We start from the raw sequence: 18,802 nt of genomic DNA, 5'->3' as shown, positions 1-18,802 counted from the left end.
AAATGCTCATGTACCACGTGTACATTCCGCTTTCTCAGCCGCAACGCCTTGTCTCGCTCTTGCTCGCGAGCCTTGAACAGGCGCTGAGGCGGCAAGCGGCTGTTGTTCCACGTGAAACCCGGATAGAACGATGAGCGAAACCCTGATCTCTACTGAAAAACTCACCGCCGCATTGCAGCGTTTCGCCGATGAACGCGACTGGAACCGCTACCACACGCCGCGCGGCCTGATGCTGGCGCTGGTGGGCGAGGTGGGCGAACTGGCGGAAATCTTCCAATGGCTGAGCGACGAGGAAGCCGCCGCGCTGCGCGCCGATCCGGCGCGCTTCACCCATCTGCAGGAGGAAATCGCCGACGTGCTGCTCTACCTGACGCGGCTGGCGATGGTGACCGGGGTGGATCTGGACGCGGCGGTCCGCGACAAGATGGCCAAGAACGCTATCAAATACCCTGTGCCAACGGCCGGCTGAGCCTTTGTCATGAAAAAGTTAAGCTGGGGCTTGGCGCGGTTGCCGCGGGCCGAGCCTGGCTTAACATTTTGCTTAATTCACTAGCTGGAATGCATAGATGTCCGAGCAAATCCACCGCCTGCGCCAGATGCTGGAGCAGGCGGAAACCATTGTGGCCTTGACCGGCGCCGGCATGAGCACCGAATCCGGCATCCCCGACTTTCGCTCCGCCAACGGCCTGTGGTCGCGCAGCATGAGCCTGGCCGAGGTGGTGTCCATCGATTATTTCCGCCGCGATCCGGAGGCGTTCTGGCAGGCGTTCCGCGAGATCTTCCGCATCAAGCTGATCGGCGATTATCGGCCCAACGCCGGCCACCAGTTCCTGGCGGAACTGGAGCAACAGGGCAAGCGGGTGACGGTGCTGACTCAGAACATAGACGGCCTGCACGCGCGCGCCGGCAGCAGCCGGGTGTTGGAATTGCACGGCAGCCTGCTGACCGCCAGCTGCCCCGGCTGCGGCACCACGCATGCGCTGGACTACATTCTGCACCACCCGCTGCCCATCTGCCGACTGTGCCACGATGTGCTCAAGCCGGACGTGGTGCTGTACGGCGAGGCGGTGCCCTTGATCGACCTGGCCTTCGACGCCGCGCTGCAGGCGGATCTGCTGCTGGTGCTGGGCTCATCGCTGGAGGTGTCGCCGGTCAATCTGATCCCGCTGGAGGCGGCGCAGGCCGGCGTGGCCACCGCCTTGATCAATTACACGCCCACGCGCATGGATCATGCGTTCGATCTGCGCATTCAGGGCGGCATAGGCGAGACCTGCCGCGCGCTGGCGGAGGCCTGAAGCCACGGCCGGCAAGGCCGCAAGATTCGTTTGGTATTTTTGCAGTAAGCTCCTATCTTTAATCATGTTGCGAAACCGTTAAAAAGGGGATTTACAAATGGATGCCATCAACTGGAGCCACTGGGCGGATCTGGCGGTGAAGATTGGCCTCAATATCGTGTCGGCCATCCTGCTGTGGCTGGTCGGCCGTTGGCTGATCAAGTTCGCCACCCGGATGCTGGACGCCAAGCTGGCCAGCAAGTCGCTGGACCACACCATTCGCCAGTATGTGAAATCCTTCCTGGATGTGACGCTGACCATCGTGTTGGTGATCGGCATCCTCGGCTTCTTCGGGGTGCAGACCACCACCTTCGCCGCGGTGATCGCCGCCGCCGGCGTGGCCATAGGCATGGCCTGGAGCGGCTTGCTGGCCAATTTCGCCGCCGGCATCTTCCTGGTGGTGCTGCGGCCGTTCAAGGTGGGCGACGCGGTGGGCGTCGCCGGCATCGTCGGCACGGTCAAGCACATCGGCCTGTTCGCCACCGCGGTGGATACGCCGGACGGAGTGCTGACCCTGATAGGCAATAACAAGATCTTTTCCGACACTATCCAGAACTTCAGCGTCAACGAACAGCGGCGGGTGGACCTGAAGGCTCAGCTGGCGGCCAGCGCCGATCACGCGGCGGCGATGAGCCTGTTGCGGGAGGCGGTGGCCAAGGTGCCCAATGTGCTGGCCAGCCCGGCGCCGGACGTCGGCCTGCTGGAGTTCACGCCCTTGGGCCCGGTGCTGGCGGTGCGGCCGTACTGCAAGCCGCAGGATTACTGGCAGGTGTATTTCGACAGCAACCGCGCCATTCGCGAGACCCTGTCCGCCGGCGGCTTCCCGGCGCCTGAGCAGGCGATGGTGGTGCGCCAGGGCTGAGCGGCGCAAGTGCGACAACGGGGCCCTTGGCCCCGTTTTGTCATCCGCCGCTTCAGTGAGGCGGTGTTGAAAACGTCTCCGAAATACTCATGTACCACGTGTACATTCCGCTTTTTCGCTCGTTTTCGCCTTGTCTCGCTCTCGCTCGCGAGACTTTGGAACCGGCTCTCAGCGCGCGCTGTGCTGGCGCGCGAACTCATCCATTTGCTGCTTGAGCTTGGGTAGCAGGCGCTGGCCCATGTCCTTCATCAGCAGCGGGCCGGTTTCCGCCATGATCTTGGGCATCAGCCGCAACATCTTGCTGCCGGTGGGGGTTTGATAAAACGCGTTCATCTCGTGAATTTCGGCGACGCTGAAATTCTTGCTCAGCGCCTGGACCTGCATCTCGTTCATCAATTTGCGGGTTTCGGGCGAGCGGAAATAGTCTTGCTGGGTTTTCAGCACCTGCTGCAAAAGCGCGCTGGCCTTGCTTTTGCAGTCCGGCGTTTCTGCGCAGTCCGGCAGGGTTTGCCACAGCTGCTGCTCCATTTGCTGCTGCATGGTGCTTTCCATCTGCTGCATGGATTGCACGATCATCTCGTCGTAACGCATGGACTGTAGCAGCGCTTTGGCGGCGGCGACGCTGTCTTCGGCGGCAAGCGCCGGGCCGGCGTGGAATAGGGCGGCGCACAGGCCGGCGGCGAGCATGGATTTAAGGCGCATGGTCGTTTTCTCTTGTTGGAACAAACGACCATGCTGATGGCTTAGACGGGAGGCGTCAACCATGCCGCCTCAGCCGTGGCCGGCGCCGAAACGGTAAATCTGCCCGCTCTGTATGCCTTCTATGCTCAGGCTGTAAGCGCGCGCGACCTCGGCGGCGGACACTTGCGGCGCGCCGCGGAACAGGTGGCCATATTGCGGCGCGGACTCGCTCAAGAGCAGCGGCGCCACCAGATTGATGCGCTGGCGGCGCGGCAGCTCGGTGGCGGCAGCGACGACGAAGGCCTCCAGCGCGCCGTTGACCATATATAGATTGCTGAACAGCGGCACGATGCTCTGCGGGTCCCAGACGCCGCCGACCAGGGTGAAGGAGCCGCCGTCATTGAGCTTGTCCATGCCGTGCAGCACGGTGTTGACCTGGCCCAGCAGCTTGGATTCCAGGCCCACGCGGTAGTGTTCGGCGCGCATCTCGCTCAGCGGCGCCAGGTGGCCGTTGCGCCCGCCGGTGGCCACTGCCACCGCGTCCAGCCTGGGCAGGCGGCGGAATAGCTCGATGATGCTGTTCTCGTCTTCGATGTCCAGGCGGACGTCCCCGCTGTGGCGGCCGGCGGTGATCACCTCGTGACGGCCGTCCAGGGCGGCGATGACGGTCTGGCCGATGTGGCCGCTGGCGCCGATCAATAAAATCTTCATGTTTCGCTCCTTCATGCATTCCGGTGTGGGGAGCACTGAGCATAGGCGGCGCGCGGCTTGGGAAAAACCGGGGAAATGTGGAATTATTGGAATCAATATGGAAACAATTGAACCTTCTTCGGAACTGGCGCTGGCGTTCCTGGCGGTAGTGGAGGCCGGCAGCATCACCGCCGCCGCCGCGGCGATGCACAGCTCCAAATCCCAGATCAGCAAGCAGTTGAGCCGGCTGGAGCGGGAGCTGGGCGTGCAACTGCTATACCGCAGCACGCGCCGGCTGACGCTGACCGAAGCCGGCGCGCGGTATCTGGAGTACTGCCGCCAGCTGCGCGAACTGTTGCGGCAATCCACCGCGGCGATGCGTGAACTGCGCGAGGAGGCGAGCGGGCGGGTGCGGATGACGGTGCCGGCGATGTTCGGCGGCGCCTTCATGGCCGAGCTACTGTTGGCTTTTCATCAACAATACCCGGCGGTGCGGCTGGAGCTGGACATCAGCCCGGCCTTGCTGGACCTGGAGGCGGACGGCTATGACCTGGCGATCCGCAGCGCGCCGCAACTGGCGCCGTCGCTGGTGGCGCGTTGCCTGTTCCATACCCGCGACTGGATCGTGGCCGCCGACAGCCTGTTGCAGCGCCATGGCGCGCCGCAACGGCCGGCCGACTTGGCGGCGCTGCCTTGCGTGATCCACGCCGGCCAGCGCGCCGGCGCGCACTGGCTGTTCACCCAAGGCGGCAAGGTGGAGGAAGTGGCGGCGCGGCATTGGCTGCAAATCAGCGATTACAGCCTCAACGAGCGGCTGGCTGAGGCCGGCGCCGGTTTCGCGCGCTTGCCGGATTTCGTCGCCGCCGGCGCTGTGAGCGCGGGGCGGCTGCACCGGGTGCTGGCCGATTACGACACGCCCGGCGCTGCGGTCTACCTGGTGTATCCGAATAAAAAGCCGCAGCCGGCCAAGGTCAGGGTGTTGATCGATTTCATCGTGGATTGCTTCGCCGGCCGCGACGTTTAAAACATTGTTTTCAAACCCTGCTCCAATCTATCGCGCCGCAGCGCTGCAGATCCGGAGCCCGGCTCAAGAGGTCGGCGGGAAATCGCCCATGTCCTGGCATTGCTCCACCCACAAGGTGTCCGGCCCTGAGTTGGGGATGTAGACCTGGTTGACCGCCGATGGCGGGTAGTTGGCGTCTGGCGCGCAATCGGCGCTCTGGCCGGGTCCCACCGCCACTTGCGCGCCCACTTTCAGCTGGCAGCGCACCACCCGGTTGAGCTGGCTCCAGCTCGGGCAGATGGCGTTGGCGGCGCGGTAGGCGGCCACCGGGCCCCGCGGCTGACTGAACGACCACCAGCGGCCCAGGCGCGAATTGACCTTATTGTTGTCGTACACGCGGTAGACCGTGACGGTTTGATCCGCCGGCTCCTGGCGTCGCACCTGGCCGGCGCACAGGCCGCCTTTGCCGGGCTGGCCCAATGCGCTGTTCAGCAGATCGGGATTGTCCACCGCGGCCATGCCGGGCAAGGTCGGCTGGGTCTGGCCGGCACAGCGGTCGCTGCCGGGAGTGGACGCGCAGCCGAGCATGAGCGCGCAGGCGGAAGCGAGCAGCCAGTGGCGAGGGGTCAGGGGCATGGCAAGTCTCCTTATTGGATTGTTCGAGTTTTGAGTTGGCAGCAGTGCAGCATCTTCAATACTAGAAAATGCGATTGGCATTTTCAATTCGAGATGGGCGCAGCCGGCAGAAAGAACGGGTGGAAAAAAAGAGGGCGTCGACCATGGTCGACGCCCGCAAGCTGTAGGAACACTCGGGTACTACGTTTACAGCAACTTCAATCTGTTCAACTTAGAACCTGTCTACGATCTCGCGAGCTAGGGCGAGACAAGGCGAAAGTGATACATGAGCATTTCGAGCTGGTACTCACCGTGCAACGCTCCACGAAGCGCAGCAGATCGTAAACAGGTTCTTAGGCCACCTGGCGGCTTTTGCCTCCCGGCTTCAACTCGCTCAGCAGCTGCGCCTGTTTGCTCTTGGCCTGCTGGTAGTTGCGCTCCTTGATGTGGCCGAAGCCGCGCACGCCTTCCCAGGTTTTCACCAACTCCACCGCGCGCGGCAGCGCGTCCAGCGTCAGGCCGCCGAGCAGGGCTTCCACCTGTTGCTCGAACTCGCCGATCAGCCGCCGCTCCAGCTTGCGGTCCGACTGCCAGGAGAACGGGTCCAGCATGCCGCCGCGCAGGAAGCGCAGCTTGGCCAGCCACTTCATCCCGGTCAGCAGCCAGGGGCCGAAAGCCACTTTGCGCGGCTGGCCGCCGGTGATCCAGCTGGCGCCGATGTGGAAGCGCAGCTGGAAGTCGCCGTCGAACTGTTGCGCCAGTTCGCGCTGGAATTGACCGTCGGTGTAGAGCCGCGCCACCTCGTACTCGTCCTTGTAGGCCAGCACATGGAAGTAGTTCTTGGCCACCGCCAGCGTCAGCGCATTGCTGGCCGGGTTCAGCGCTTCCTCGGCCTGGCGCACGCGCGCCACCAGCGCCTTGTAGCGTTCGGCCAGCGCCGCGTTCTGGTAGGCGGTCAGCGCGCTGGAGCGGTGGTGCAGCACCGCGTCCGGGGTTTCACGTGGAACAAAGGCCACCACCGCCGACGGGCTGACCAGCGCCTCGATGCGCGCCGGATCATGGGCGGCGTGACGGCCCCAGCTGAAGGCGTCCTGGTTGAACTTGACCGCGGCGCCGTTCAGGCGCACCGCTTCCATGATGGCTTCCAGCGTCACCGGCACCAAACCCTTTTGCCAGGCGTAGCCGAGCATGAACATATTGCTGGCGATGGCGTCGCCCAGCAGCGAGGTGGCCAGGCGGGTGGCGTTGACCTCGCTGTAGCGGCCGGTGCCCACCGATTCGACGATGGCGTCCTTCATCGCCTTGCTGGGGAAGCGCACGTCCGGGTTCTTCAGGAAGGCGCTGGTCGGCGATTCGTAGTTGTTGACGATGGCGTGGCTGAAACCGTCGCGCATCTTGGCCAGCGCTTCCTCGGCGGCGGTGACCACCAGGTCGCAGCCCAGCACCAGATTGGCGTCGCCGGCGGCGATGCGCACCGCGTGCAGCTTGTCCTGGCTGTCGGCGATGCGCACATGCGACCACACCGAACCGCCTTTCTGCGCCAGGCCGGCCATGTCCAGCACGGTGACGCCCTTGCGATCCAGGTAGGCGGCCATGCCCAGCACCTGACCTATGGTGACCACGCCGGTGCCGCCGACGCCGGTGACCATGATGCTGAACGGCTCATGCACTTGTGGAATCGTAGGCTCCGGCAGTGCCGGCAGCGAACTCAGGCTGGCGCTGCTGCCGGCGGATTTCTTCAGCTGGCCGCCTTCCACGGTGACGAAGCTGGGGCAGAAGCCCTCGACGCAGGAGTAGTCCTTATTGCAGCTGGACTGGTCGATCTTGCGCTTGCGGCCCAGCGGGGTTTCCACCGGCAGCACCGACAGGCAGCCGGATTTCTGGCCGCAGTCGCCGCAGCCCTCGCACACCTGTTGGTTGATGAAGGCGCGCTTGGCCGGGTCGGGGAAGTCGCCGCGCTTGCGGCGGCGGCGTTTCTCGGCGGCGCAGGTCTGATCGTGGATCAGGATGGTGGTGCCCTCGGTTTCGCGCAGCTCTTTTTGCAGCCGGTCCAGTTCGCGGCGGTGGAACACTTCCACGCCGGCGGCCAGGCCCTGGACGTTCTGGTATTTGTCCGGGTCGTCGCTGGTGATCACGATGCGTTTGATGCCCTCGGCCGCCAGTTGGCGGGTGATCATGGGCACGTCCAGATAGCCGTCCACATGCTGGCCGCCGGTCATCGCCACCGCGTCGTTGTACAGTATCTTGTAGGTAATGTTGACCTTGGCCGCCACCGCGGCGCGGATGGCCAGCAGGCCGGAGTGGAAGTAGGTGCCGTCGCCCAGGTTGGTGAAGATGTGCTTGGTGTGGGTGAACGGCGCCTGGCCCACCCAGGTGATGCCTTCGCCGCCCATCTGGGTGAAGGTCTTGGTGCTGTCGCCCTGGATCCAGTGCGCCATGTAGTGACAGCCGATGCCGGCGACGGCGCGGCTGCCTTCCGGCACCTTGGTGCTGGTATTGTGCGGACAGCCGGAGCAGTAGTGCGGCACGCGGGCGATGGATTCGCGCGGCTGGACCAGTTGGGCTTCTTTTTCGTCGTAGAACTTCAGCCGGTCGTGGATGATGGGGCTGTCGAAGATCAAGGCCAGCCGGCCGGCGATGGCGCGCGCAATCATCGCCGGGGTCAGCTCGCCGGCGGCCGGCAGCAGCCAGTCGCCGTGCGGCAGCGCCCATTCGCCTTTTTCGGCGAACTTGCCCACCACGCGCGGACGCACGTCGTCGCGCCAGTTGTACAGCTGCTCTTTCAACTGGTATTCGATGATCTGGCGCTTTTCCTCCACCACCAGGATTTCTTCCAGGCCTTCGGCGAACTGGCGCACACCTTCCGGCTCCAGCGGCCAGACCATGCCCACCTTGAAGATGCGCAGGCCGATATCGGCGGCCAGCGCCTCGTCTATGCCCAGGTCGTCCAGCGCCTGCATCACGTCCAGATAGCTCTTGCCACAGGTGATGATGCCCAGCCGCGGCTTGGGCGAATCCAGCGTGATGTGGTTCAGCTTGTTTTCGCGGGCATAGGCCAGCGCCGCGTACAGGCGGTGGTGCAGCACGCGTTTTTCCTGCGCCAGCGGCGCATCCGGCCAGCGGATGTTGAGGCCGTCCTCGGGCAGCGGGAAATCCGCCGGAATCTTGAACTGCAGCCGTTCCGGCGAGATGTCGACGATGGCCGAACTCTCTATGGTGTCGGAGATCGCCTTGATCGACACCCAACAGCCGGAATAGCGGCTCATCGCCCAGCCGTGCAGGCCGTAGTCCAGGATTTCCTGCACCCCGGACGGGCTCAGCACCGGAATCATGCTGGCGGCCAGGATGTGGTCGGACTGGTGCGGAAAGGTGGACGATTTGGCCGCGTGGTCGTCGCCGGCCACCAGCAGCACGCCGCCGTGGCGGCTGGTGCCGGCGGCGTTGCCGTGCTTGAGCACGTCGCCGGAGCGGTCCACGCCGGGGCCCTTGCCGTACCACAGCGAGTAGACGCCGTCGTATTTGGCGCCGTCGAACATATTCACCTGCTGGGTGCCCCACACCGCGGTGGCGGCGAGGTCTTCGTTGAGGCCGGGATGGAACACCACATTGTGTTCCTTCAAGTATTTCTCGGCCTTCTGCATGGTCTGGTCGACATTGCCTAGCGGCGAGCCGCGGTAGCCGGTGACGTAGCCGGCGGTGTTGAGTCCGGCGGCGCGGTCCAGTTGTTGTTGCAGCATGGGCAGGCGCACCAGGGCCTGAATCCCGGTCATCAGCACCTGGCCGGTGGGGGCCGTGTATTTTTCTTCCAGGTCTGCGTGGCGGATCGACATGGTTTCTCCTCCTGTCATTCTCGGGCGCGTCCGGCGGGCGCAAGCGCCGCGCGGCGGACGACCCATCGCTTGTGGCGATGGGGCCGGCCTGCGCCTTGTGGACGCGTGTGGCCGGCCTTCTCCTTAAGTTTTAGACCCGCTGGCCCGGTGCCACCGCCTTTCAAGAACCTATTTACGATCGTAAACAGGCTCCATCCGGGGCGGCGGCCCGGCGTGTCAGCGCCCGCCGCATGTTTGCGGTCTATGTGGCGCCGACGGCTTCTCCTTTGCTGTCAGCGGTTGAGCTCCATCTCCAGCCGGTGTTTTTTTGATCGTCGGCATGCCGGCGCGGTCCCTGGTCCGGGGCTGGTTTCTAGAGTCTTTTCTCTATTTGATCGGACTATAAGTTACGTTTACGTCAACGTCAAAGAGATTGACTGATGTGGACGGCGACTGCGGCGATTGTGCCAACGCAGCATAGAGCGATCATGGAAAGTCATTGTTTTAATTACTGAACAATCTGTTGATTACTTGACGGTTTTTCCGCCGCGGCAATTTGGTTAAGCTGTCATCCTGAGCCCCTCCCTTGCTGTGTGATATCCCATGAGTTCTGTTTCTTCTTCCGAAAGCAGCCGCGGCGTCGCTTTCACCGTTGCCGCCTTTATCTGCTGGGGCTTGTTTCCCTTGTACTGGAAACCGCTGCACGACGTGCCGGCTTTGCAAATTCTGTGCCATCGCATTGCCTGGTCGGCGGTGTTCGTCGCCATCATCCTGACCGTGCGCAATCACTGGGGCTGGCTGCCGGCGGCGGTGCGCGAGCCGCGCAAGCTGGCCATTTTCGGCCTGTCCTCCTTGCTGCTGTCGCTGAACTGGTTGATCTATATCTGGGCGGTGAACGCCGGCCACGTGGTGGAGGGCAGCCTGGGTTATTTCATCAATCCGCTGTTCAATGTGCTGTTGGGCCGGATCTTTTTGTCCGAGCGTCTGAGCGGCCTGCAGAACACCGCCTTGCTGCTGGCGGCGGCCGGCGTGGCCTGGATCACCTATAGCGCCGGCGCGCTGCCGTGGATCGCATTGTCGCTGGCGGCTACCTTCGGCCTGTACGGCCTGCTGCGCAAGAAGGCGCCGCTGGCCTCGCTGGAAGGGCTGGCGCTGGAAACCTTCCTGATGACGCCGCTGGCGGTGCTGGCGCTGTTGTGGTTCGAGTGGCAGGGGCAGGGCGCCTTCGGCCATGGTTCGGCCGCGCAGACCGGCCTGCTGATGGGGGCCGGGGTGGTGACCGCGGTGCCGCTGCTGCTGTTCGCCGCCGGCGCGCGCCGGCTCAAGCTGGCGACGGTGGGCGTGATCCAGTACATCGGGCCCAGCATCCAGCTGGCGCTGGGCGTGTTGTTGTTCGGCGAAGCGTTCGACAGCGGCCGCGCGCTGGGTTTCGGCCTGATCTGGGCGGCGCTGCTGCTGTATTCCGCCGCGGGCTTGTTGCAGTTGTGGCAAGGGCGACGTGCCGCCGCGGCCTGAGTTTTCCCGCCGTCTGAGCAGCCCGCGTTTCGCAAGAAATGCGGGCTGTTTTCATTAGGAGAGTTTGCTATAAACCACTCAATGGGCTGAGCGCCGAGTGTTTCCGGCGCCAGCCCATTGCCGAGCCGAAGCCGGCCCGCGCCTGTCGTTCAAGCGTTTCGAGCGCGGCCGCACCGCGCCACCCATGCATCGTTGCGATGCCATTGCCGCCCTGTTTGCCCCAAAAACAAGCATCCGTCCCAGGCCGTCCCCGCGTTGTTTGCGGCGGAATGTGGCCGTTACTTTGCAAGGAGGCGCGTCATGGCGCTCTATCTGGTGAGTGTGGTTTTCTTTGGTTCCGACATCCTGATCCGGCTGGCGCTGCGCGCGCGTTCCCGCGCCTGGGTGGGCGCGGCCTTGGGCGGCGGCTTGCTGCTGGCCTGGCTGCTGTATCCGATGCTCAGCGACTGGGCGCTGCCCTATATGCCGGACGAGCACGGCATGCAGCTTTACGCCGCGCTGGTCGGCCTGCAACTGGGCCTGACCGATGCCGCGATTTCCACCAGCCTGGCTCGCTACCTGGGCTGGTGGCGCTGAGTGTCGACGCGGCCGGCGCTCCGGTTTTTCCTTTTCATGTCATGCGGATGTTTCGCTCAGATTATGCTTGACGCCATGCCATCCCGGTAGCAGACTGCGCTGCGTCGCCAGGCTCCACCAGCCCGGCGGCGCATGCCGGACCTCCGCCCGCTCCCCGCGGGCCGGACGTCCATGATCTTTATCGTTCTTTACAGGTACCGCCATCATGGCATTGTTCTTTTTTCCCCTGTCGCGGCATTTGCTGCGCGACATTCTTGGCGACGACCGCATGGCGTCGACCGAGCGCGCCTGGCTGCGCGAACACACTTCCATCCAAGCAGTTGAACATCGACGCGTCGAGCTGGAACGCGACATTCATCGTCTGCGGCTGGAGAAGGGCGGCTTATGCTGAGTCCCTTGCTCTATAGCCGTCGCCTGTTGCTGCGCGATTTCCGGCCGGAGGACCACGGCGCTTACGCGCTGGTGCGCAGCGGCCGGGAATTCGCCCGCCATTACCCACCGGAAGAAATCACGCCGGCGCGCAGCGGCCAGTTGTTGTTGAGCTTTCTGGCGCAGCAGCGCGATTCCCCCCGGCGCGGCTGGCAGCTGGCCATCGTGCGCGTCGAAGACAAGGCGCTGCTCGGTTCGGTCGGCCTGCGCGGCCTGGGACGCGGCGGCGAGGCCAGTTTCGGCATCGAGCTGGCGGAGCCGGCCTGGGGCCAGGGCTATGCGCTGGAAGCGGCGCGGGTGATGCTGGATTTCGGCTATCGCCAGCTGGGCTGGCACCGGATCTGGGCCGATTGCGCGCCAGGCAATATCGCCATGCTGCAGTTGGCGCGGCGGCTGGGCTTCGTGGTGCAGCCGCTGGGCGAGCGGCCGCGGCTGAGCCTGCTCTTGTCCGTGGTGCCGCCGCCGTTTTCCGGTCCGCGGCGCGAAGTCTTGCAGCTGGCGCGCGGCGGTTGAATCTTGACCGGTGCGATCCCGGCGCGCACACTCAATGCAAATTTCATAACAGACTGTCCTGGGCCGTCACAAGCGGCCCACGGCCAGCGCAAAGGAGAATCAGCAAGATGACTGCGATTGCCGAACTGCGCGCGGAGTTCGACCAACTCAACCGCGATTACCTGGCGGTGCACAAGACCAAGGAAGACCTGTTCTGGGATACCTATATGGCGGTGTCCGGTGATCATGACGGCTTCGCCCGCGCCGAAGCCGCGTACAAGGCCTTTATTTCCAGTCCGGAGCGGCTGGTCGCGGTGCGCGCCGCGCTGGAACGGCTGCGGGAGCAGCCGTCCGGCGCCGAGCGCGACGCTTTGCTGCACGGCTATCAAGGCTGGCTGGCGCTGTTTGAAAGCAATATCGTCGACAGCGCGGCGGCGCAGCAGCAGATGCGCAGGCTGATCGAGATGGAGGCCGAGCTGTTCGCCAAGCGCCGCGACCTGGCGCTCAGCCACATCAATGAACGCGGCGAGCGCGAAGAGGCGACGTTGACCATGTTGGCGATCAATATGGCCACCAACCCGGACCTCGCCGCGCGCAAGAGCTCGCATGACGCCTTGCTTGATCTCGAGCGCTGGGTGCTGGCCAATGGTTTCCTCGACATCGTCAAACAGCGCAACGCGCTGGCGCGCAGCCTGGGCAGCGCCGATTACTTCGAATACAAGGTGCGCAAGAACGAGCAGATGACGCCGCAGGCGCTGTTCGCCGTGCTCGACGATTTCGAGGCGCGCACCCGCGACGCCAATCGGCAAGCGCTGCGGCGGCTGGCGGAGGACAAGGGCGAGGACGCGCTGCAGCCCTACAATCTGCGTTTCCACATGAGCGGCGACGTGACCCGGCAGATGGATCCCTATCTGCCGTTCTCCAAGGCGGTGGAGCGCTGGGTGCTGAGCTTCCGCCGGCTGGGCGTGCAATACCGGCAAGCCACGATGCAGCTGGACCTGGTCGAACGCAAGGGCAAGTACCAGAACGGCTTTTGCCACGGTCCGATACCCAGTTATTACGACGGCGGCCGCTGGGTGTCGGGGCAGATCAATTTCACCGCCGACGCCACGCCGGATCAGGTGGGCAGCGGCGCGCGCGCGATCAACACCCTGTTCCACGAAGGCGGCCACGCCGCCCACTTCGCCAATGTCACCCAGAACGCGCCGTGCTTCTCGCAGGAGTTCGCGCCCACCTCGATGGCTTACGCCGAAACCCAGAGCATGTTCTGCGACAGCCTGCTCAACGACGCCGACTGGCTGAAGCGCTACGCGCGCAACGCCGCGGGCGAGCCGATGCCGGACGCCTTGATCCGCGCGCGCATCGAGGCGACCCAGCCTTTCTTCGCCTTCGCCGAACGCTCCATCGCCGTGGTCGCCTATTTCGAGCGCGAGCTGTATCGGCTGCCGGAGGCGGAGTTGAGCCCGGAGACGGTGCTGGCGCTGGCGCGTCGTTGCGAGCGCGAGATTCTCGGCGTCGAATGCGGCCCGCGGCCGCTGCTGGCGATTCCGCATCTGCTGAACCAGGAGTCGGCGGCGTCCTACCACGGCTATCTGCTGGCGCATATGGCGGTATACCAGACCCGCGCCCACTTCCTGCGCGAGCATGGTTATCTGACCGACAACCCGGCGATCGGGCCGCTGCTGGCCGAACATTATTGGGCGCCGGGCAATAGCTTGAGCCACGACGCCACCTTGCTGAGCCTGACCGGCGAGCACTTTAACGCCCGCTATCTGGCCGAGGCCTGCCAGCGCAGCGTGGACGAGGCCTGGGGGGAGGCGGAGCGGCAGATCGCGGCGGCGGCGGAGCGCGTATACGCGCAGGATTATCCGCAGCGACTGGACGCGACGATACGGCTGGTGCACGGCGCCGAGCTGATCGCCGACAACCAGGCGGGGGAGGCGGAGATGTGCCGCCGCTTCGAAGCCTGGGTGAGGGAGCGCTACCCGGCCGCGGCGCTCTGAGAACCTGTTCATAATCTGCTGCGCGTCGTGAAGCGTTACACGGTGAGTAGCAGCTCAGTGCTCATGTACCACGAGTACATTCCGCTTTTTCGCTCATTTTCGCCTGGTCTCGCCCTTGCGCGCGAGATTGTAAACATGTGCCGAGGCCGCGCATGACAACGGCAGCCCAAGGGCTGCCGTTTTCTTTGTCCTGACTCAGAAGCCTTCAGGCCTGACGGTAGATCAGTCGGCCTTCAAACAGCAGCTCGCTGGCGTCCAGCCGGGTGTCGCCGCTAGGCGGCGCGGCGCGCTCGAACACGAAGCGCTGGCCTTGGTATTCGATCCAGGCGTTGATGGGCTCGCCCTGGAAACGACCCAGCACTTCCTCGGAGCGGGTGACGAAGGCGTTGTCCGGCAGCACCGTGCCCTGGGGGGCTTGAGTCTGCGGCGTCTCCAGCGTCCAATTGTCCTCGCCGGGCGGCTGTGGGTCGTTGCGGGTGGCCATGTGCAGCCACATGCGGAAAGCCCAGTGCGGCAGCAGCACGCGGTGCACGCGCTTGTCGTCGGTGATCACGCAGCGCACCGGAAATCCGGCGCCGCAGGATGGGCAGCGCGCCTGGGCCGCCAGGAAAATCTTGTCTTGCTGCTTGCTGGCGATGCCTTCCATATGTTCCGAGCCCACCATCGCGCGGCAGCTTGGGCAATGCTTGCCGAAGCGGCGCACGCTGTTGCCGTTGGCAAAGGAGATCGGCAGGAAACGGGAAATCTTGTCTGGTCTGGCCATCGCTAGGGGTTCCGGAACTGAAAAACGCCACCGGCCGGACTAGGCGTCGTGGCGGCTATAGTCTGCCATTATACCCCGCACTCGGCGGCTAAGGGCTCCAGTGTCAGCCGGCAGGCCAGCCGGTGGCTGGAACCGGGCGCGAGCAATCGGGCATCGTCGCCGGCGTTGGCGGTCTCCACGCAGACGAAGTCGCGCCAGCCGGCGTCCGGCAAGTCGCTCAGCCGCGCGGCTTTTTCCGCCGCTGGGTTCCACACCACCACGCTGCCGGCGCCGTCGGCTGTGACGCGGATGCAACGGTTCCAGATCGGGTCGCGCAGGACGGCCGGCTGTTCGCTGTACACGATGCAGTCCACTTCGCCGTGGAAATGGAAATCGGTGTCCGGCCAGCGGCCCTCGCGGTCGGCCACCTTGTCGTGGCAGCGCGCGCCGGCCAGACCGGACAGCGAGGCTTGCGTCGCGTCGCCCACCGCCAGATAACTGTGCAGCGCGGCGCTGAGGCGTTGCGGGCGGTCGCCGTGGTTGCGGGTGGTCAACGCGACCTGCAGGGTTGCGCCCAGATGGTATTCGATCTCGGCGCTCAGACCATCGCGCTCAGGGCCGGACAGTTTCACGTGGAACGCGCCAGCGTCCTCGCGGACCTCGTCCAGACGCCAGACATGGGTGCGCGCCACGCCGTGAGCCGGCAGGCTCGCGTCGTCGGGGTGCGGGCCGAACCAGGGCCAGCATAGCGGCACGCCGCCGCGGATCGCCTTGCCCGGCTGGAACGCGGCCTGCGGCGACAGATAGAGCAGCGGCTGCTGGCCGGCGGCGCGGAAGCCGAGCAATTGTCCGCCCTGCAGCGAGATTTCGGCGTGGAAGTCCGGGGCGGCGATCACGAGGATATCGACGCCGGGCGCGCGGCTGGACAGCGCGGCGGCGGGAGGCAGGGCAACGGACATACGGAGCTTCCGGGCAAAAGAAACGATGATAGCGCGCTACAGCCAGCGGCGCAGCGTCCACAGCGGGCCGATCAGCAGGAATTGCAGATCGCGCAGGAAGGAGGGCTTCTTGCCTTCGATCGCGTGGCCGATGAACTGGCCCACCCAGGCGACGGCGAACAGCAGCAAGGCCGGCCAGAGCAGCGGCAGGCCGGCGCGCGCGATGATGTCCAGCGCCAGCAGCATGGGCAGGCACAGCGCCGCCATCGCCACAAGCGCGGCGCGGCCCAGCCGCCAATAAAACAGCAGGCCGGCGGCCACTGCCAGCCAGGCCGGGTTCAGTGGCGCCGGCACGCTGTAGAGCAGGCCCAGGAGCGCGAACACGATGGCGGGCACGCAGATTTTGTGGATGCGGATATTGACGGGATGGCGGTGGCTGAGGTCATATTCTTGCAACCATTGCTCTAGCGTCATGATCAGGGCCTCGCAAACGGGCGACGGACTTTCATCTTGGCGCAGCCGCGCGGCGGCGGCAATGCCCGCTGCCGGTTTTGTCTGCGCTGGATCAGGGGGCGCCGCGCCGCTTTGGGCTACAATCCTTGTGTAAACCGTTCAATAGTCTGGGTTCCGATAGGTGTCATCCACAGCACAACCGCGTTATCTGCGCATCAAGGAATACATCCTTGAAGGCATTCGTTCCCGCCAATTCCTGCCAGGCGGCAAGATTCCGCCGGAACTGGAGTTGGCGCGTCAGTTCCAGGTATCGCGCATGACCGTCAACAAGGCGGTGCGCGATCTGGCCGAGGCCGGCATCCTGCTGCGCTTCGCCGGCGACGGCACTTATGTGGCGGAGCGCAAGGCGGAGTCGCCGCTGCTGGACATCAACAATATCGCCGAGGAGATCGAGGCGCGCGGTCATCGTCACAGCGCCGACGTCTACGAGCTCAAGGCGGTGGCGTCCAATGAGGACGTGGCTTTGCGTCTGGGGGTGAAGGAGGGCAGCACGGTGTTCCGCTCGCTCATCGTTCACCGCGAGGACGAGGTCGCCATCCAGTTGGAAGACCGCTACGTCAATCCAGTCTTCGCGCCGGATTATCTGGAACAGGATTTCAGCAGCCGCACGCCCAACGACTTCCTGATGAAGAACTGCCCGCTGACCGATATCGAGCACAGCGTGGAGGCGGTGCTGCCCAGCGCGGCGGAGCAGGCGATGCTGGACATGAGCGCGCAAGAGCCCTGCCTATTGGTGTTGCGCCGCACCTGGTCGCACAAGAAGCTGGTCAGTTTCGCGCGGCTGACGCATCCGGGGTCGCGCTACAAGCTGCGTTCGCAGACTCGGGTCAAGCGCTGAGAACCTGTTCAAAGCCTGCTGCGCGTCGGCGATACGGCGTTGAAAACCAGCTCAAAATGCTCATGTACCACTTGTACATTCCGCTTTTTCGCTCGTTTTCGCCTTGTCTCGCCCTTGCTCGAGAGACTTTGAACAGGCTCTTAAGAAGCTGTTCAAAGTCTGCTGCGCGTGTGGCGTTTGCGCACTCCGGCGCTCCCGCCGCAGGGTCCGGTTTGTGCTGCCGGCCAGGCTTCGGGCCAGGTGCTGAGCGCCGGAGCCATGTTGCGGCGCAGCCGGGCTCGCGATGTCCTGCGCGTCAATGTATATACAAATGGACGCTGAATTTTTCCGATCCAAGCCGCCACCACAGGGCGGCTTTTTTGTTGCTTTGCAACATCAACTGCCTGGTCTATAAGCCTATTCAGGCCATTCTGCGTGTTTACAAAAATCGCGGCTGCAAACTTGACAGGCTGTCGGTATAGGATTAATTGTATATACAAATAACCTGATCGAGCCGAACCATGAACCAAGCCCAAGCGGATCGCCGCAGCCTGTGGATCAATGCCAGGCTGGCGACGATGGACCCGAGCCGCCCGGCGCCGTATGGCGCGCTGGAAGGCCATGCGCTATTGCTGGAAGCCGGCCGCATCGCCGCGCTGCTGCCGGCCGCCGACATCGATCCCGCCAGTTTCGACGGCGCGGTGATCGACGCCAAGGGCGCCTGGATCACGCCCGGCTTCATCGACTGCCACACCCACCTGGTTTACGGCGGCAATCGCGCCGCCGAATGGGAAAAGCGCCTCAATGGCGTGCCTTATCAGCGGATCGCCGCCGAGGGCGGCGGCATCGTCTCCACCGTGCGCGCCACCCGGGCGCTGGACGAAGCCGGCCTGGCCGCCGCCGCCAAGCCACGCTTGCGCGCCTTGATGGCCGAGGGCGTGACCACGGTGGAGATCAAGTCCGGCTACGGCCTGAGCCTGGAAGACGAACTCAAGCAGCTGCGCGCGGCGCGGCGCCTGCGGGACGAGCTGGCGGTGGAAGTGTCCGCCACCCTGCTGGCCGCCCACGCGCTGCCGCCGGAATACGCCGGCCGGCCCGACGCCTATATCGACTACATCGTCGACGTCATCCTGCCGGCCGCCGCGAGCGAGGGCCTGGCCGAGGCGGTGGACGCTTTCTGCGAAAGCGTGGGCTTCTCGCCGGCGCAGACTCGCCGCGTGTTCGAAGCGGCGCGCGCGCACGGCCTCAAGATCAAGGGCCATGTCGAGCAGCTGTCCAATCTGCACGGCGCCGAACTGGTGGCCGAGTTCGGCGGCTGGTCCGCCGATCATGTCGAATACCTGGACGCCGCCGGCGTGGCCGCGCTGAAGGCCGCCGGCACCGTGGCGGTGCTGCTGCCGGGCGCGTTCTATTTCCTGCGCGAAACCCAAAAGCCGCCGGTGGAGCTGTTGCGCGCCGCCGGCGTGCCGATGGCGGTGTCCACCGATCTCAATCCCGGCACCAGCCCGTTCGCGTCGATCCGGCTGGCGATGAACCAGGCCTGCGTGCTGTTCGGCCTGACCCCGGAAGAGGCGCTGGCCGGCGTCACCCGCCACGCGGCGCAGGCCTTGGGCCGCGGCGCCAGCCATGGCCGGCTGGCCGCCGGCCAGGTCGCCGACTTGCTGCTGTGGGACATCGATTCCCCGGCCGAGATCGTTTACGGTCTCGGCGACAATCCCTTGCGCCAGCGCGTGTTCCGCGGCGTGGCGCAGCATATGAAAGGCTGTTGAAGCATGAGCGTGGA

18 protein-coding genes are annotated in these 18,802 nt (G+C 64.8%); 11 read left to right on the top strand and 7 right to left on the bottom strand.

All coding sequences use genetic code 11. The features are described from left to right. Nucleotides 1-130 precede the first annotated feature (130 nt). From LQT98_RS03730 to LQT98_RS03720, 3 genes are all read left to right on the top strand, one after another. Entirely contained in the window at nucleotides 131-469 is a 339-nt protein-coding gene (locus tag LQT98_RS03730) for a nucleotide pyrophosphohydrolase (RefSeq protein WP_048408515.1), read from the top strand. 97 nt (nucleotides 470-566) lie between these two features. Beyond that, nucleotides 567-1,295: an NAD-dependent protein deacylase gene (locus tag LQT98_RS03725; RefSeq protein WP_048408514.1), complete on the top strand. Its 729-nt coding sequence runs from the start codon at nucleotides 567-569 to the stop codon at nucleotides 1,293-1,295. A 97-nt stretch (nucleotides 1,296-1,392) separates the two neighbouring features. Then, complete coding sequence (locus LQT98_RS03720; RefSeq protein ID WP_231461163.1) at nucleotides 1,393-2,196, top strand: mechanosensitive ion channel family protein; 804 nt, start codon at nucleotides 1,393-1,395, stop codon at nucleotides 2,194-2,196. Between the two features lie 168 nt (nucleotides 2,197-2,364). Here LQT98_RS03720 and LQT98_RS03715 read toward each other — a convergent pair whose 3' ends face one another. After that, nucleotides 2,365-2,898 carry a DUF2059 domain-containing protein gene (locus LQT98_RS03715; RefSeq protein WP_231461162.1) on the bottom strand — a complete coding sequence of 178 codons (534 nt, stop codon included), beginning with the start codon at nucleotides 2,896-2,898 and terminating at the stop codon, nucleotides 2,365-2,367. A 69-nt stretch (nucleotides 2,899-2,967) separates the two neighbouring features. Beyond that, the gene (locus LQT98_RS03710; protein WP_231461161.1) at nucleotides 2,968-3,588 is read right to left on the bottom strand and encodes a short chain dehydrogenase; all 621 of its coding nucleotides are present in this window, start codon (nucleotides 3,586-3,588) and stop codon (nucleotides 2,968-2,970) included. Between the two features lie 97 nt (nucleotides 3,589-3,685). Here LQT98_RS03710 and LQT98_RS03705 point away from each other — a divergent pair, with 97 nt between their 5' ends. Next, nucleotides 3,686-4,591: a LysR family transcriptional regulator gene (locus LQT98_RS03705; RefSeq protein ID WP_231461160.1), complete on the top strand. Its 906-nt coding sequence runs from the start codon at nucleotides 3,686-3,688 to the stop codon at nucleotides 4,589-4,591. 63 nt (nucleotides 4,592-4,654) lie between these two features. Here LQT98_RS03705 and LQT98_RS03700 read toward each other — a convergent pair whose 3' ends face one another. Together LQT98_RS03700 and LQT98_RS03695 are read right to left on the bottom strand one after the other, a co-directional pair. Next, complete coding sequence (locus LQT98_RS03700; protein WP_231461159.1) at nucleotides 4,655-5,206, bottom strand: hypothetical protein; 552 nt, start codon at nucleotides 5,204-5,206, stop codon at nucleotides 4,655-4,657. 332 nt (nucleotides 5,207-5,538) lie between these two features. Beyond that, nucleotides 5,539-9,015 (bottom strand): indolepyruvate ferredoxin oxidoreductase family protein, encoded by a 3,477-nt coding sequence (locus tag LQT98_RS03695; protein WP_231461158.1) that lies wholly within the window; start codon nucleotides 9,013-9,015, stop codon nucleotides 5,539-5,541. Between the two features lie 582 nt (nucleotides 9,016-9,597). Here LQT98_RS03695 and rarD point away from each other — a divergent pair. The 5 genes from rarD to LQT98_RS03670 all read left to right on the top strand — a co-directional run bounded on the left by rarD (nucleotide 9,598) and on the right by LQT98_RS03670 (nucleotide 14,009). Continuing rightward, nucleotides 9,598-10,509, top strand: a complete 912-nt coding sequence (rarD, locus tag LQT98_RS03690) for an EamA family transporter RarD (protein WP_048408508.1) — start codon at nucleotides 9,598-9,600, stop codon at nucleotides 10,507-10,509. Between the two features lie 300 nt (nucleotides 10,510-10,809). Continuing rightward, a complete protein-coding gene (locus LQT98_RS03685) occupies nucleotides 10,810-11,085 on the top strand; it encodes a hypothetical protein (protein ID WP_231461157.1) in 276 nt (91 codons plus the stop codon). A 205-nt stretch (nucleotides 11,086-11,290) separates the two neighbouring features. Beyond that, nucleotides 11,291-11,476: a hypothetical protein gene (locus LQT98_RS03680; RefSeq protein WP_231461156.1), complete on the top strand. Its 186-nt coding sequence runs from the start codon at nucleotides 11,291-11,293 to the stop codon at nucleotides 11,474-11,476. Next, a complete protein-coding gene (locus LQT98_RS03675) occupies nucleotides 11,470-12,027 on the top strand; it encodes a GNAT family N-acetyltransferase (RefSeq protein ID WP_231461155.1) in 558 nt (185 codons plus the stop codon). Before LQT98_RS03680 ends, LQT98_RS03675 begins: the two co-directional genes overlap by 7 nt. A 107-nt stretch (nucleotides 12,028-12,134) precedes the next feature. Continuing rightward, a complete protein-coding gene (locus LQT98_RS03670) occupies nucleotides 12,135-14,009 on the top strand; it encodes a M3 family metallopeptidase (RefSeq protein ID WP_231461154.1) in 1,875 nt (624 codons plus the stop codon). 205 nt (nucleotides 14,010-14,214) lie between these two features. Here LQT98_RS03670 and LQT98_RS03665 read toward each other — a convergent pair whose 3' ends face one another. The 3 genes from LQT98_RS03665 to LQT98_RS03655 all read right to left on the bottom strand — a co-directional run bounded on the left by LQT98_RS03665 (nucleotide 14,215) and on the right by LQT98_RS03655 (nucleotide 16,163). After that, entirely contained in the window at nucleotides 14,215-14,772 is a 558-nt protein-coding gene (locus LQT98_RS03665; protein WP_048408504.1) for a hypothetical protein, read from the bottom strand. A 68-nt stretch (nucleotides 14,773-14,840) separates the two neighbouring features. Beyond that, nucleotides 14,841-15,710 (bottom strand): D-hexose-6-phosphate mutarotase, encoded by an 870-nt coding sequence (locus tag LQT98_RS03660; RefSeq protein ID WP_231461153.1) that lies wholly within the window; start codon nucleotides 15,708-15,710, stop codon nucleotides 14,841-14,843. A gap of 36 nt (nucleotides 15,711-15,746) precedes the next feature. Continuing rightward, nucleotides 15,747-16,163, bottom strand: a complete 417-nt coding sequence (locus LQT98_RS03655; RefSeq protein ID WP_231461152.1) for an Mpo1 family 2-hydroxy fatty acid dioxygenase — start codon at nucleotides 16,161-16,163, stop codon at nucleotides 15,747-15,749. A 160-nt stretch (nucleotides 16,164-16,323) separates the two neighbouring features. Here LQT98_RS03655 and hutC point away from each other — a divergent pair, with 160 nt between their 5' ends. Then, the gene (gene hutC / locus LQT98_RS03650) at nucleotides 16,324-17,040 is read left to right on the top strand and encodes a histidine utilization repressor (RefSeq protein ID WP_231461151.1); all 717 of its coding nucleotides are present in this window, start codon (nucleotides 16,324-16,326) and stop codon (nucleotides 17,038-17,040) included. Between the two features lie 500 nt (nucleotides 17,041-17,540). Further along, nucleotides 17,541-18,788 (top strand): imidazolonepropionase, encoded by a 1,248-nt coding sequence (gene hutI, locus LQT98_RS03645; RefSeq protein WP_231461150.1) that lies wholly within the window; start codon nucleotides 17,541-17,543, stop codon nucleotides 18,786-18,788. Nucleotides 18,789-18,802: the final 14 nt, after the last annotated feature.

It is taken from the genome of Chromobacterium aquaticum (assembly GCF_021129195.1).
GTDB lineage: Bacteria > Pseudomonadota > Gammaproteobacteria > Burkholderiales > Chromobacteriaceae > Chromobacterium > Chromobacterium aquaticum.
The sequence above is the reverse complement of the archived record's forward strand: the minus strand, read 5'-3'. Positions and strand labels throughout refer to the sequence as shown.